The sequence below is a fragment of the Leisingera sp. CC-HEC096 genome (assembly GCF_059429235.1).
Genome location: NZ_JCAIJS010000001.1, coordinates 2849435 through 2862634, shown reverse-complemented (window position 1 = coordinate 2862634; position 13200 = coordinate 2849435). Strand labels below are relative to the sequence as shown.

Annotated in this window: 15 protein-coding genes; 8 read left to right on the top strand and 7 right to left on the bottom strand. The window is 59.7% G+C overall.

The annotated features are described in order from the left end of the window. Positions 1–2 precede the first annotated feature (2 nt). Genes AC5STI_RS13720 through AC5STI_RS13710 form a run of 3 tightly spaced genes read right to left on the bottom strand, consistent with a single transcriptional unit; the run spans position 3 to position 2296 of the window. Complete coding sequence (locus tag AC5STI_RS13720; protein WP_495447063.1) at positions 3–590, bottom strand: Smr/MutS family protein; 588 nt, start codon at positions 588–590, stop codon at positions 3–5. Then, entirely contained in the window at positions 591–1643 is a 1053-nt protein-coding gene (gene mltA / locus AC5STI_RS13715) for a murein transglycosylase A (protein ID WP_475048539.1), read from the bottom strand. Further along, positions 1640–2296, bottom strand: a complete 657-nt coding sequence (locus AC5STI_RS13710; protein WP_495447062.1) for a Tim44/TimA family putative adaptor protein — start codon at positions 2294–2296, stop codon at positions 1640–1642. Before AC5STI_RS13710 ends, mltA begins: the two co-directional genes overlap by 4 nt. Positions 2297–2412: 116 nt before the next feature. On the opposite strand from AC5STI_RS13710, the gene AC5STI_RS13705 reads away from it, so the two are divergent. After that, positions 2413–2913: an FxsA family protein gene (locus tag AC5STI_RS13705; RefSeq protein WP_490397851.1), complete on the top strand. Its 501-nt coding sequence runs from the start codon at positions 2413–2415 to the stop codon at positions 2911–2913. A 56-nt stretch (positions 2914–2969) separates the two neighbouring features. Then, positions 2970–3458 (top strand): protein-export chaperone SecB, encoded by a 489-nt coding sequence (gene secB / locus AC5STI_RS13700; protein ID WP_475048532.1) that lies wholly within the window; start codon positions 2970–2972, stop codon positions 3456–3458. 72 nt (positions 3459–3530) lie between these two features. On the opposite strand, the gene dnaQ is transcribed toward secB, so the two are convergent. From dnaQ to AC5STI_RS13680, 4 genes are read right to left on the bottom strand one after another with little or no spacing between them, the layout of a single operon-like run. Then, complete coding sequence (dnaQ, locus tag AC5STI_RS13695; protein ID WP_475048529.1) at positions 3531–4256, bottom strand: DNA polymerase III subunit epsilon; 726 nt, start codon at positions 4254–4256, stop codon at positions 3531–3533. Next, positions 4249–4842: a dephospho-CoA kinase gene (gene coaE, locus AC5STI_RS13690; RefSeq protein ID WP_495447061.1), complete on the bottom strand. Its 594-nt coding sequence runs from the start codon at positions 4840–4842 to the stop codon at positions 4249–4251. The genes dnaQ and coaE overlap by 8 nt, the downstream gene beginning before the upstream one ends. After that, complete coding sequence (locus AC5STI_RS13685) at positions 4839–5672, bottom strand: shikimate dehydrogenase (protein ID WP_495447060.1); 834 nt, start codon at positions 5670–5672, stop codon at positions 4839–4841. The genes coaE and AC5STI_RS13685 overlap by 4 nt, the downstream gene beginning before the upstream one ends. Beyond that, complete coding sequence (locus AC5STI_RS13680) at positions 5669–6268, bottom strand: Maf family protein (protein ID WP_495447059.1); 600 nt, start codon at positions 6266–6268, stop codon at positions 5669–5671. The genes AC5STI_RS13685 and AC5STI_RS13680 overlap by 4 nt, the downstream gene beginning before the upstream one ends. A 410-nt stretch (positions 6269–6678) precedes the next feature. On the opposite strand from AC5STI_RS13680, the gene AC5STI_RS13675 reads away from it, so the two are divergent. From AC5STI_RS13675 to AC5STI_RS13650, 6 genes are all read left to right on the top strand, one after another. After that, complete coding sequence (locus AC5STI_RS13675; protein WP_475048519.1) at positions 6679–7134, top strand: CopD family protein; 456 nt, start codon at positions 6679–6681, stop codon at positions 7132–7134. A 173-nt stretch (positions 7135–7307) separates the two neighbouring features. After that, positions 7308–8579, top strand: coding sequence for a transcription termination factor Rho (gene rho / locus AC5STI_RS13670; protein ID WP_039184518.1), 1272 nt, complete (start codon positions 7308–7310; stop codon positions 8577–8579). A gap of 30 nt (positions 8580–8609) precedes the next feature. Beyond that, complete coding sequence (gene mnmE, locus AC5STI_RS13665) at positions 8610–9896, top strand: tRNA uridine-5-carboxymethylaminomethyl(34) synthesis GTPase MnmE (RefSeq protein ID WP_495447058.1); 1287 nt, start codon at positions 8610–8612, stop codon at positions 9894–9896. Positions 9897–9909: 13 nt separating this feature from the next. Continuing rightward, a complete protein-coding gene (gene mnmG / locus AC5STI_RS13660) occupies positions 9910–11784 on the top strand; it encodes a tRNA uridine-5-carboxymethylaminomethyl(34) synthesis enzyme MnmG (protein ID WP_495447057.1) in 1875 nt (624 codons plus the stop codon). Further along, positions 11781–12398: a 16S rRNA (guanine(527)-N(7))-methyltransferase RsmG gene (gene rsmG, locus AC5STI_RS13655; protein ID WP_495447056.1), complete on the top strand. Its 618-nt coding sequence runs from the start codon at positions 11781–11783 to the stop codon at positions 12396–12398. The genes mnmG and rsmG overlap by 4 nt, the downstream gene beginning before the upstream one ends. Further along, positions 12391–13200 carry a ParA family protein gene (locus AC5STI_RS13650; protein WP_495447055.1) on the top strand — a complete coding sequence of 270 codons (810 nt, stop codon included), beginning with the start codon at positions 12391–12393 and terminating at the stop codon, positions 13198–13200. The genes rsmG and AC5STI_RS13650 overlap by 8 nt, the downstream gene beginning before the upstream one ends.

Genomic DNA, 13200 nt, shown 5'->3' with positions numbered 1-13200 from the left:
CCTCAGCGGTTGCGCCGCAAGTAGACGTAATAAGCGCCCTCGCCGCCGTGGCTGATGTGTGCAGGCGTGATCTGCAGCACTGCTTGCGCCAAGGGCGGCAGCGACAGCCAATGCGGAACCTTGTGGCGCAGCACCCCGCGCGGAACCGGCATCGGGCCCGGCTCGTCGCGGTCTTTGCCCTTGCCGGTCACCACCAGCACCAGCCGTTTGCCGGAGGCCTGCGCCGAAAGGATGAACCGGGTGAGGGCAGGGTGCGCGGTATCAATGCGCATCCCGTGCAGATCCAGCTTGCCTTCCGGCTTCAGCTTGCCGCGCTTCATCCGGCGGAAAGCCTTTTCGTCCATCTGCAGCGGATCACTGGCCAGGCTGCGGGCAATCGAAGGCTTCAGGTCATGCTTCACCGGCTTAGGTTTGGCCCGGCTGCCTAGCTCGAACGGGTCCATTCGCGGCTCTGGCTGCTTGACCGGCTTGGGTTTCGGCAGCGGCGGAGCAGGCGGCGATGAATGGGCACCCGGGTGCAAACGCTCCGTGTGCTTTACGACCTTGTGCCAGAGGTCGATCTCATCGCCTGTCAGTTTCCGCCGTGTCATTCAAAGATCTTCCGGCAGCATCGCATAGGCACGCTGGATCGGCAGCAGCACCACCATCCGGCCCGGGTCTTTCATGGTTCCCGCAGTCTCGCCAGCCTTGTCACCGGTCCCGACAAAGATATCGGCCCGCTGTGCGCCCTTGATGGCGGAGCCGGTGTCTTGCGCCACCATCAGCCGGCGCAGCGGCATGTGGCCGTCCTTTTCTACCCAGACCGGCGCGCCCAGCGGGGTATAGGCGGGATCGGCGGCAATGGTGCGCATCGGCGTGACCGAGCGGTTCATGGCGCCAAGCGGGCCCTTGGAGGCCGCTACTTTGCGCACCTCCCGGAAGAACACATAGGACGGGTTGTGAAACAGCAGTTCCTTGCCGTCCACGGGATTGCGCCGGACCCATGACTTGATGACCTGAGCGCTGACCTGATGGGCATTGTAGACGCCACGGCGCACCAATTCCTTGCCGATGGATTTATAAGGGTGGCCGTTGGCGCCGCCATAGCCGACGCGGATCATGGAACCATCCGGCAGGCGGATCCGGCCGGACCCCTGGATCTGCAGAAAGAACAGCTCTACGGGATCATCCACCCAGGCGATTTCCAGCCCGCGGCCCTGCATCACATCACCGCTCAGGATATCGCGGCGCGGCAGCCACTGATCGGTGCGGCGGGCCTCAGGCGGCATCTTGTAAACCGGGTAGCGGAAGCGGCTGCTTCGGTAGCGGGAGCCGTCCAGCTCCGGCTCAAAATAGCCGGTGAACAAGGCAGGGTTGCCGTCCTCGATCAGCACCGGGCGGAAGAACAGCTCAAAAAACGCCCTTGCCCCTTCCGGCGGCTGCGACTGTGCCGCCCTGCACAAAGCGGACCAGTCAGGGTCCCTGAGGTCCTTGCAAGTGCCCAGAAACACCTTAAGCGCCTGAGCATGGTCGTCCTGTGCCCAGCCGTCGAGCTGTTCAAAGTCCAGGATGCTGGACACGGTCTCGGAGTGCGCCCCGGAGGCGGTCATCGCGGCACCTGCAATTGCAGCCGCCCCAAGTGCCCCCCGAAGCGCCGCAATCATGCGTCCGTCGCAACCAGCTGCCAGTTGGGGTCGTCGCTGCCCATGTTGCGGGCAAAGACCCAAGTGTCTTTTTGGCGTTTTATCGCCTTGGGGTCGCCCTCGACGATGTCGCCGCCGCGGTCGCGGACCACAGATGTCATTTCGGCGACAAAACGCATGGTGATTTCTGCGCGCCCGGTCTGCGGATCGAATTGCGCGTCCTGCAGGGTGGTTTCCCTCACGCCAATGAAGTCGGCCTCAATCTTGTAACCCTTGTCCTCGCGCTGCGCGACGGCATCGACGAAGCTGTCGAACACATCTTCGGCCAGGAACGGCTGGATGTCGTCCAGGTTGCCGTGCTCAAATCCCATCAGGATCATCTCATAGGCGCCGCGCGCGCCCTGAACGAAGTCCTGAACCTGGAAGGACGGCTCTGCCCGCTTCATTGCCGCCAGCGCCTGAGCCTGCTGGCTGCCTTCCGCCACATAATCGGTGATATCGCGGTCCGGGCCGCCCTCGATCACCTCCAGATCCGGGCGGCGGCCCCGGGCTTCGGATTGCGGCAGCGGCGGCTTTTCAAAGCCTTCGCGCGTTCCGAGCACGCTTTTCAAGCGCAGGATCAGAAACACAGCAATACCGGCCAGAACCAAAAGCTGAATCACAGGCGACTCCATGGATACCTCATGCTAGGCGTTCGTGCTTTGTTTGAAACCAAAGCGGTCACGTCTTATGTAGGTGACGGGCGGGGGCAAGTCTACCGCCCGGGTGTATGATCTCAAGGAAACCCCCAATGTATCTCTTCGTGGCCTTTCTGATGGTTCCCATCATTGAAATCGCTCTGTTTATTCAAGTTGGCGGCGCCATCGGCCTGTGGCCGACGCTAGCCATTGTGGTTCTGACTGCGGTTCTGGGGACCTGGCTGGTGAAAACCCAGGGGCGTTTGGCAATGGGGCAGCTGAGATCCTCGTTCGAGCAACTGTCTGACCCGGCAGAGCCTTTGGCGCATGGCGCCATGATCCTGGTGGCCGGCGCGCTGCTGTTAACCCCGGGCTTCTTTACCGACGCCGTCGGTTTTGCGCTGCTGATGCCGCCGGTCCGGCTGGCGGTTTACCGCTACCTGCGCGCCCGTGTCACAGTGGCGAAGTTCCAGATGGGACCCGGCAGCATGCAGGGCCGCCACTATCCCGGAGCGGCCGGCCGGCCTGATGACATCATTGATGGCGATTATGAAGATGTGACACCGGCAGACCGGCGCGGCGGCCCGTCAGGCTGGGTTGACGGTCCCCGTTGAGGAACCCGGACCAAGCTGGTAAGCACGGTCCAAAGCATATTTTCAGGAGTACCTACATGGCCGAAAACGGCGAAGCCCAGCAGCAGCCGCAAGTCCAGATGAACATTCTGGGCCAGTTCATCCGCGACATGTCGTTTGAAAACGTGATGGCGCAGAAAGGCACCGGCGGCGAGGTTCAGCCCGACGTCAGCGTGCAGGTGAACCTGGATGCGAAGAAGCGCTCGGCCGAGAACCAGTACGAGGTTGTCACCAAGCTGACTGTCGAGTCCAAGAACAAGGAAGCCGGCAACGTCCTGTTCGTGCTGGAGCTGGAATATGTCGGCGTGTTCAACATCGTTGGTGTTCCGGAAGACCAGCTGCACCCGTTCCTGCTGATCGAATGCCCGCGCATGACCTTCCCGTTCCTGCGCCGCATCGTGTCCGACGTGACCCGCGACGGTGGTTTCCCGCCGCTGAACCTGGACAACATCGACTTTGTCGCGATCTACCGCAACGAACTGGCCCGCCGCCAGCAAGAGGCCGCGGCCGCGCCGACGCCGCAGTAAGGTTGCTGACCTTGGAACCAGAAAACGCCGCTGAAGTTCAGCGGCGTTCTTCTTTTGGCCGGTTATCCTGGATCAGGATACCTTCCACAAAGCTTCATCACCCAGCTTGGCCACAAACGCCTCATGCGCGGCCAATTCGTCTGCTGTGATGCGCGCGGGCAGGGGTGTTGCACGCGGCACCGGGCGCCAGTCATCCTCAACCTGCGAGGAACTTGAGGAGGATTGTGTGGACAAGCCGAAATCCGGCTGCCGGCCGCCGATCAGCTCCAGATAAACATCAGCCAGGATTTCAGAGTCGAGCAACGCCCCGTGCAGGGTCCGGTTGGTGTTGTCGATATTGAAGCGGCGGCACAGCGCATCCAGTGTCGCTGGCGAGCCCGGGAACCGCTGCCGCGCCATGGCCAGCGTATCAAGCGCCTGATCCATCGGGAGTTTCGGCAGCCCCATCCAGTCCAGTTCCGCATTCAGGAACTTCATGTCAAAGCTGGCATTGTGGATGACCAATTTTGAATCTTGCACGAAATCCAAGAACTTTTGCCCCACTTTGGCAAAGACCGGCTTGTCCCGCAGCGTTACTGCGCCCGGTTCAGGCTTTTGCGGAGGCTCCAGAAGGTCAGGCCCGATACCGTGGACGCCAAAAGCCTCGGCCGGCATCGAGCGTTCCGGGTTGATATACTCGTGGAACGTCTTGCCGGTCGGCATGTGGTTATACAGTTCCACTGCACCGATCTCGACAATCCGGTCGCCGGAGAACGGATCAAACCCGGTGGTTTCGGTATCAAGAACGATTTCACGCATGGCTTTGTTTGCTCCTGATATCTGCGAGGATCTCTGCCACTTGCACCGCGGCATGTTCGAGCGTATCGGTCTCAATCACATAGTCGGCGCGGGCGATCTTCTCCTCAATCGGCATCTGTTTTTGCAGGATATGCCGGAACTGCTCAACCGTCATTGTGCCGCGGGCAAGAACCCGCTCTTGCTGGGTCTGCGGATCTACGGTGACGCAGGCCACGGCGTCCATTTCAGCGTTGCCGCCGGTTTCAAACAGCAGCGGGATATCAAAGACCAGGATATCGCTTTGCGCCTGCGCCCGGAACTCAGCACGGTCCTGCGCAACAAGCGGATGCACGATCGCTTCGATCTGCTTCAAGGCTTGCGGATTTGCACCGATGATCCGTTTCAGCGCAGCGCGGCAGACTTCTCCGTCCTCGATGGCGTCCGGAAATACGGCCGCCATTGGCTGAACGGCGGCTCCGCCTTTGCCATAGAGACGATGAACGGCAGCATCCGCGTCCCAAACCGCGCAGCCGTGATCGGCAAACAGCTTTGCCGTCGTGCTCTTACCCATGCCAATGGAGCCCGTGAGGCCGAGGCTGAAACTCATCCGAGCACCGCCGCCCGGGTGGCATCGTCAACTTCGGGGCGGTGGCCGAACCAGCGTTCAAAACCCGGTACCGCCTGGTGCAGCAGCATGCCCAGCCCGTCGACCACGGTGCAGCCGGCTTCCTCAGCCGTTTGCAGCAGGCCGGTTTTCAGCGGTGCATAGATCAGGTCTGTCACGACGGCATCAGACTGCAGGCCGTCCAGCGGCACCCGCAGCCGCGGTTTGCCCACCATGCCCAGAGAGGTCGTATTCACAATCAGCTTGCCTTCCTCAATGGCGTTGCCGGCCTGCAGCCATTCCACGACCTGGATCCGGTTGCCGAAGTCCTTCTGCAGCTGATCCGCCCGCTCGCGCGTGCGGTTGCTCAGCAGGATCTCCGGCACCCCGGCCTCCATCAGCGAGGCGACCACTGCGCGGCAGGCGCCGCCTGCCCCCAGCACGACTGCCGGCCCGGATTGCGGATCCCAATCCGGGGCGCCCTGATGCAGGTTGGTGATAAAGCCGTAGCCGTCTGTGTTGTCCGCCAGGATCGTTCCGTCCTCGCGGAATATCAGGGTATTCGCCGCACCGATCAGTTTCGCCCGGTCGGTGACTGTGTCGGCAATCTCCATCACCGCCTCTTTGTGCGGGATGGTGACATTGGCGCCAACGAACCCCATTTTCGGCATCATCCTGATGGTCTCTGCCAAGTCCTCGGACTCCACGTGCATCGGGACATAATGCCCGGCGATACCATGCGTTTTCAGCCAGTATCCATGCAGCTGCGGGGACTTAGAATGCGAAACCGGGCAGCCAATAACGCCGGCGAGCGGGATTTTTGCTTCTGTCATTGCTCGATTACCCCTTGCAGACCCAGGTAACTGATAAGCTCCATCAGCGGCAATCCCAAGACATTAAAGTAACTGCCCTCGATGGAGGCGAACAGCCGCACACCTTCTTCCTCCAGCTTATACGCCCCCACCGCATGGCGGATGCTGTCCCAGTTGCGGCTGACATAATCTTCCAGATAAGCATCAGAGCATCTGCGCATCACCAGCCGGACTTGTCCGACATGGCGCCAGACCGGCTCGCCATCCCGATAGATCACGGCGGCCGACAACAGCATGTGCCGCTTGCCCCGCATCTCTTTCAGCTGGGCCTGCGCAACCTCTTCACTTTCCGGCTTTGAGAGAAGTTTTCCCTCAAAATCAAGAACCTGATCGCACCCAAGCACAATCCTTCCCGGATGTTTACTGCTGATCTTGCGCGCCTTTGCCTCTGCCAGCGCATCGGCGATGTCACGCGGCGGCGCTTCCTCTGCCAGCAATGCGGCCTTGATCGCCTGCTCATCCAGACGCGGGACATCCGTTTCGAATTTGATCCCGGCCTGGCGCAGCAGATGCGCCCGGATTTCGGAACCAGAAGCCAGCACTATGTGGGCAGTCATGTGGAAAACCCCGTGGGAAAGAAGCAGACGGTTTCAGGACGTTTTGTATGGTTTTCCGCGCTCAAGTAAAGACTCCAGGGGTTGACGCAAATCCCGGGATTCAGCCCGCTGAGTCGTCCTTTGTGAGTCAGGATAACTTTGAATCCGTGGATATGCCGGCTCTCCCCGGATCATCCCGCTGTTATCCCCAGGCACGGGAAAGTAAAGACATCCTTAACACACCTTATTTTCCTGGCGCCGGCGTGAAAACCAGGACTCCTGTCCGTTCCGCGCTGGAATCTTATCCCTGCTGGGGATAAGCGGGGGAGGATTCACTTATCCACTGGAATCCACGCACACTACAAAAACATCATCCTTCTAATATTCATTTATTTATTAGGGTGATCAGATCTGACCGGGGAGAACTGCCCATGGACCTGAGCGATGTGATGTTCACGCTCTACCCATATGCCAAGTCGCTGCACATCATGGCCGTGCTCAGCTGGATGGCGGGTCTTTTCTATCTCCCCCGACTGTTCGTTTATCATGTGGAGCAGGCTGAGAATGTGCAGGAAGCAATCCCGATCTTCCTCACCATGGAAGAGAAGCTCCTGAGGATCATTATGCGCCCTGCCATGTATGTATCCTGGGCCGCAGGGCTGTTTATCGTGCTAACGCCAGGGATCGTCGACTGGAGCTATGTCTGGCCCTGGACCAAGGGCGTGTCGGTGATTGCCATGACTTGGTTCCACCATTGGCTTCTGTTCCGCTACCGCGATTTCAGAGAAGGGCGGAACAGGCTGACGGGTCGGCAATTTCGGATGATGAACGAAGTGCCCACTGTGCTGATGCTGGTGATCGTGGTTTCCGTTATCTTTAAATTCTAGCGCAGAGGCGCTGAAACAGGTCCAGCAGCGCCGGAACGCTTGCAGCCGGCGTTTGACTCATCTGAAACGAGTCCCTATGTATGGGCTCCAGCGGGCCCGTCCGGGCAGCCGTGTTTTCCAAACCTGTCGTGTGACCGACCCCCGGCGAAGCGGGGAGTAGAGGCCGTATCTATATGACCGTGCAATCCCTGAATCTGTCCGATCTCAAGGCGAAAAGCCCCAAAGCGCTGCTGGCGATGGCCGAGGAGCTGGAGATCGAAAACGCCTCGACCATGCGCAAGGGCGAGATGATGTTCCAGATCCTGCGGGAACGCGCGGATGAAGGCTGGGACATCGGCGGTGACGGCGTTCTGGAAGTGCTGCAGGACGGCTTTGGCTTCCTGCGTTCGCCCGAGGCAAACTACCTGCCCGGTCCGGACGACATCTATGTCTCGCCTGACATGATCCGCCAGTATTCCCTGCGAACCGGCGACACCGTCGAAGGCCAGATCAAGGCGCCGCTGGAGACAGAGCGTTACTTCGCGCTGACCAACGTCACAATGATCAACTTCGAAGAGCCGGAGAAGGCCCGCCACAAGATTGCCTTTGACAACCTGACCCCGCTCTACCCGGATGAGCGCCTGAAGATGGAGATCGAGGATCCCACCATCAAGGACCGCTCCGCCCGGGTGATCGACCTGGTTGCGCCGATCGGCAAAGGCCAGCGTTCGCTTATCGTGGCGCCGCCGCGGACCGGTAAAACGGTGATCCTGCAGAACATCGCGCATTCGATTGAGAAGAACCATCCGGAGTGCTACCTGATTGTTCTGCTGATCGACGAACGCCCGGAAGAGGTGACCGACATGCAGCGCTCTGTGAAGGGCGAAGTAGTCTCCTCCACCTTCGATGAGCCGGCGACCCGCCACGTTGCGGTGTCCGAAATGGTCATCGAAAAAGCCAAACGTCTGGTGGAGCATAAACGAGATGTTGTGATTCTTCTCGATTCGATCACAAGACTTGGTAGGGCCTTCAACACCGTCGTGCCGTCTTCCGGTAAAGTTCTGACCGGTGGTGTGGACGCAAACGCCCTGCAGCGGCCGAAACGCTTCTTTGGTGCGGCCCGGAACATCGAAGAAGGCGGCTCGCTCACCATCATCGCCACCGCGCTGATCGACACTGGCAGCCGGATGGACGAGGTGATCTTTGAAGAATTCAAAGGCACCGGTAACTCGGAAATCGTGCTGGACCGCAAGATCGCCGACAAGCGCGTGTTCCCGGCCATCGACATTCTCAAATCCGGCACCCGGAAAGAGGATCTGCTGGTCGACAAGGGAGATCTGGCCAAGACCTTCGTGCTGCGCCGGATCCTGAACCCGATGGGCACCACCGATGCGATCGAATTCCTGCTGTCCAAGCTGAAGCAGACCAAGTCAAATTCCGAGTTCTTCGACTCGATGAATACCTAATCCGGGCCGGCGAGAGAGAAAGGCCACCCCATGGACACGATCTTTGCGCTGGCCTCCGCACAGGGGAAGGCCGGGGTTGCGGTGATCCGCGTCTCCGGGCCCTTGGCGCTTGCCGCCGGCGCGCGGCTTTGCGGCGGGGAATTGCCGGCGCGGGGCACCAACCTGCGAATCCTGCAGGACGAATCAGGCGGGCGCCTGGATGAGGCGCTGGTCCTGAGTTTTACCGCGCCGAACAGTTTTACCGGTGAAAATACCGTTGAATTTCAAACGCATGGTAGCACATCAGTGGTCTCTGCCGTGCTTGATTCGCTGGGGCGAATCGATGGGCTGCGGATGGCTGAACCGGGTGAGTTCACCCGCAGGGCGCTGGAAAACGGCAATCTCGACTTGGCTCAGGTCGAGGGTCTTGCCGATCTGATTGATGCCGAGACTGAGGCGCAGCGCAAACAGGCGCAGGTCATTCTCGCCGGCGGGCTGGGGCAGCTGGCGGAAACCTGGCGGGCCAAGCTGATCCGCGCTGCGTCGCTTATCGAAGTGACCATCGACTTCGCCGACGAAGAAGTTCCGGTTGACGTCACCCCCGAGGTTTCGGCACTGCTGGCGGATGTTCAGGCCGGCCTCGAAAAGGAGACTGCAGGCGTCAGGATAGCCGAGCGGATCCGCAGCGGCTTTGAAGTGGCAATTGTCGGCGCTCCGAATGTCGGCAAGTCTACGCTGCTGAACGCGCTGGCCGGCCGGGAAGCGGCGATCACATCAGAGTACGCCGGCACCACCCGCGATATTATCGAAGTCCGCATGGACCTTGGCGGACTGCCCGTTACCTTGCTCGATACCGCCGGCTTGCGCGATACCGATGACCACGTCGAAGGGATCGGCATCGCTCTGGCGCGGAAACGGGCGGAAGATGCAGACCTGCGTGTTTTTCTGGCGGAAGAGGATGAAGTCCTGGATGTTGAGATGCAGCAGGGCGACATCCGGTTTCTTCCCAAGGCGGACTTGCGCGATCACGCGGGTAATGCCATCTCCGGCCGGTCGGGGCAGGGGGTTGACCGGCTGGTTGATCATGTTTCGAAGGTCTTGCAGACACGCTCGGCCCAAGCTGGTATTGCAACGCGCGCACGGCACCGCGACGCGATGCTGGCGGCGCTGGCCAGTCTGGCGGACGCGCAGGAAATCCTGCAGCGCGGCCCGGAATACTATGATATAACGGCCGAGGAAATGCGCTCTGCTATTCGAGCACTGGAAATGCTGGTGGGGCGGATCGGAGTGGAGAATCTCCTGGATGAGATTTTTTCGAGTTTCTGCCTAGGGAAGTGAAGGAGTGTTTCACGTGAAACATTCAGCATATGACGTGATTGTTGTCGGCGGCGGCCACGCCGGCACCGAGGCCGCACATGCTGCGGCCAGGATGGGGGTCCCCACCGCTTTGGTGACGCTGAATCGCAGTGGCATTGGTGTAATGTCCTGCAACCCTGCAATTGGTGGGCTCGGAAAAGGTCACCTTGTCCGGGAGATCGACGCGCTCGACGGTGTCATGGGCCGGGTTGCCGACCTCGCCGGCATTCAGTTCCGTTTGCTGAACCGCCGCAAGGGGCCGGCTGTACAGGGTCCACGGGCGCAGTCGGACAGGGCGATCTACCGTCGCGAGATGCTAAGACTGACGGAAGCCCAGGAGAACCTGGATATCGTCGAAGGCGAGGTCACTGATTTCCTCATGGACGGGCAAGCTGTCGCCGGCGTGATCCTGGCGGATGGCAGCGAAATCCCAAGCAAATCGGTCATTCTAACCTCCGGAACCTTCCTGCGCGGGGTCATTCATATTGGTGACGTCTCCAAGCCAGGCGGGCGGATGGGCGATAAGCCGTCGGTCAAACTCGCGGAACGGCTTGACAGTTTCGAGCTGCCGCTGGGCCGGCTTAAGACGGGCACGCCTCCGCGGCTGGATGGGCGGACTATCAACTGGGACATTCTGGATGCTCAGCCAGGCGACGATGATCCGGTCTTCTTCTCCTTCCTGACAAAATCTGTGAGCGCAAAGCAGGTGTCCTGCGGGATTACCCATACCAACGCACGGACCCACGAGATCATCCAGAAAAATTTGGAACGGTCAGCAATGTACGGCGGCCATATCGAGGGCGTCGGACCGCGCTACTGCCCATCGATCGAAGATAAGATCGTCCGTTTTGCCGACAAGGAATCGCATCAGATCTTCCTGGAGCCTGAGGGCGTAACGGATCATACGGTCTATCCCAATGGCATCTCCACCAGCCTGCCGCAGGATGTGCAGGAAGCTTATGTGCATTCTATCCGCGGGCTTGAGCAGGCTGTCATCCTTCAGCCGGGATATGCCATTGAGTACGACTATGTCGACCCCAGGGCTCTGACGCTGGAGTTGAAGCTCAAGGACGTGCCCGGGCTTTATCTAGCCGGTCAGATCAACGGGACTACCGGTTACGAGGAAGCCGCAGCCCAGGGAATGGTTGCCGGCCTGAACGCGGCGCGTGCTTCTCTTGGAGAGGGGCCGGTCAGTTTCAGCCGATCGAACAGCTATATCGGCGTGATGATCGACGACCTGACCACAAACGGTGTGGCTGAACCCTACCGGATGTTCACGTCGCGGGCGGAATTCCGGCTGTCCTTGCGGGCTGATAATGCGGACCAAAGATTGACACCGCTGGCCGTCGAAATCGGTTGTGCCGGCGATGAGCGGAAGGTGGCGTTTCTGGAGAAAAGCGAACGCTTGGAGGCGGCGCGGTCTGTGCTGGAAGCCAAAAGCTTTACTCCAAAACAGGTCGCTGAAGCCGGTATCCGGGTCAACCAGGATGGCAACCGGCGGACGGGGCTGGATATTCTTGCCTTCCCCGATGTCGTGTTCGAGGATGTCGTGCCCTTGATGCCGGAACTGGCCGGTGTTGAAACGGACATCCGCCGGCAGGCCGAACGAGACGCGCTTTATGCTAATTACATTACCCGGCAGGAGCGGGAGATCTCGGCGATGAAGCGGGATGAGGGGTATGTGATCCCGGCGGGCTTTGTTTATGACGGGATTGAAGGCCTTTCCAAGGAGTTGCAGCAGAAGCTGTCCCGTGCACGTCCGGAATCTCTGGCGCAGGCGGCCAGAATTGACGGGATGACGCCGGCAGCGCTTGCGTTGCTGCTCGCTCGGCTGCGCCGGGATCAGGCACGTCAGGACAAGTCTGCATGACCGAGAATAATATTCTGGAAGACCTCAATGTTTCACGTGAAACATTGAAACGGTTGGAGACCTTTGAACAGGTCATTCTGAAGTGGAACCCCAAGATCAACTTGGTTTCCAAGTCCAGCCTGCAGCAACTTTGGACGCGGCATATCGCGGATTCCGTTCAAGTTTTCCGCTGCACCGACACTCCTGACCACTGGGTGGATATCGGAAGCGGTGGCGGCTTTCCTGGACTGATTATCGCGATCCTGGCGGCCGAAGAAGCTCCAGACATGAAAATCACCCTGATTGAAAGCGATCAGCGTAAGTCGGCGTTCCTTCGCACGGCCGCCCGGGAATGCGGTGCCAGGGTTTCGGTGATTTCCAAACGAATTGAGCAGGCCGAGCCTCAGCACGCAGATGTATTGTCGGCGCGGGCGCTGGCGGATCTATCCCTTCTCTTGGAATTTGCGGAGCGGCATCTGGGTGCCGGCAGCACCGCACTCTTCCCCAAGGGGGAGAGCTGGAAAAAAGAAGTGGATAACGCGCGGCAGCGATGGCGGTTCGATGCGGAACCGGTTAAAAGTTTGACAGAACAAGAAGCAGTAATCCTGAAAATAAGGGGAGTGGCACGTGTCTGATTATTCCCGCCCGGAGGGGCCTCGTATTATCGCGGTCGCAAATCAAAAAGGCGGGGTAGGGAAGACAACAACAGCCATCAACCTTGCGGCGGCGTTGGTGGAGTGCGGCCTTAGGGTACTCGTTGTTGACCTTGATCCGCAGGGTAATGCTTCAACTGGGCTGGGAATTGAGCCATCCGACCGGGAACTAACAAGCTACGATCTTCTGGTCGAGGATGCCGCCTTGGGAGATGTGATCCGTCAGACTGAGATCGAAGACCTGTGTATCATCCCGGCGACGGTAGACCTTAGCTCCGCAGATATCGAGCTTTTCACCAATGAAAAGCGTAGTTTCCTGCTTCATGACGCGCTGCGTCAGACGGCTATGGATGAATATGATTGGGACTATGTGCTGATCGATTGCCCGCCTTCGCTGAACCTGCTGACGGTCAACGCGATGGTTGCGGCCCATTCGTTGCTGATTCCGCTGCAAAGCGAATTCTTTGCGCTGGAAGGCGTGACGCAGCTGATGCTGACGATTCGGGAAGTGCGTCAGTCGGCGAATCCGAACCTGAGGATCGAGGGTATCGTCCTGACCATGTTCGACCGGCGCAACAACCTGTCGCAGCAAGTCGAGCAGGACGCTCGCGACAACCTGGGTGATCTGGTGTTCCAGACCAAGATTCCGCGCAATGTCCGGGTGAGCGAAGCGCCGTCCTATGCACTACCCGTATTGAACTATGATACCAATTCGCTGGGCGCGCAGGCCTACCGCGCTCTAGCGGAAGAACTTCTCAATAAACATCACAAGATAGCGGCCTAA

Excerpts from the sequence above, each read along its gene's own strand:
- coaE (WP_495447061.1), bottom strand. The coding sequence starts at position 4,842 with ATGAGTTTCAGCCTCGGCCTCACGGGCTCCATTGGCATGGGTAAGAGC.
- AC5STI_RS13720 (WP_495447063.1), bottom strand. The coding sequence starts at position 590 with ATGACACGGCGGAAACTGACAGGCGATGAGATCGACCTCTGGCACAAG.
- rho (WP_039184518.1), top strand. The coding sequence starts at position 7,308 with ATGACCGTGCAATCCCTGAATCTGTCCGATCTCAAGGCGAAAAGCCCC.
- mltA (WP_475048539.1), bottom strand. The coding sequence starts at position 1,643 with ATGATTGCGGCGCTTCGGGGGGCACTTGGGGCGGCTGCAATTGCAGGT.
- secB (WP_475048532.1), top strand. The coding sequence starts at position 2,970 with ATGGCCGAAAACGGCGAAGCCCAGCAGCAGCCGCAAGTCCAGATGAAC.
- AC5STI_RS13710 (WP_495447062.1), bottom strand. The coding sequence starts at position 2,296 with ATGGAGTCGCCTGTGATTCAGCTTTTGGTTCTGGCCGGTATTGCTGTG.
- AC5STI_RS13680 (WP_495447059.1), bottom strand. The coding sequence starts at position 6,268 with ATGACTGCCCACATAGTGCTGGCTTCTGGTTCCGAAATCCGGGCGCAT.
- dnaQ (WP_475048529.1), bottom strand. The coding sequence starts at position 4,256 with ATGCGTGAAATCGTTCTTGATACCGAAACCACCGGGTTTGATCCGTTC.
- AC5STI_RS13675 (WP_475048519.1), top strand. The coding sequence starts at position 6,679 with ATGGACCTGAGCGATGTGATGTTCACGCTCTACCCATATGCCAAGTCG.
- rsmG (WP_495447056.1), top strand. The coding sequence starts at position 11,781 with ATGACCGAGAATAATATTCTGGAAGACCTCAATGTTTCACGTGAAACA.
- AC5STI_RS13685 (WP_495447060.1), bottom strand. The coding sequence starts at position 5,672 with ATGACAGAAGCAAAAATCCCGCTCGCCGGCGTTATTGGCTGCCCGGTT.
- AC5STI_RS13705 (WP_490397851.1), top strand. The coding sequence starts at position 2,413 with ATGTATCTCTTCGTGGCCTTTCTGATGGTTCCCATCATTGAAATCGCT.
- mnmE (WP_495447058.1), top strand. The coding sequence starts at position 8,610 with ATGGACACGATCTTTGCGCTGGCCTCCGCACAGGGGAAGGCCGGGGTT.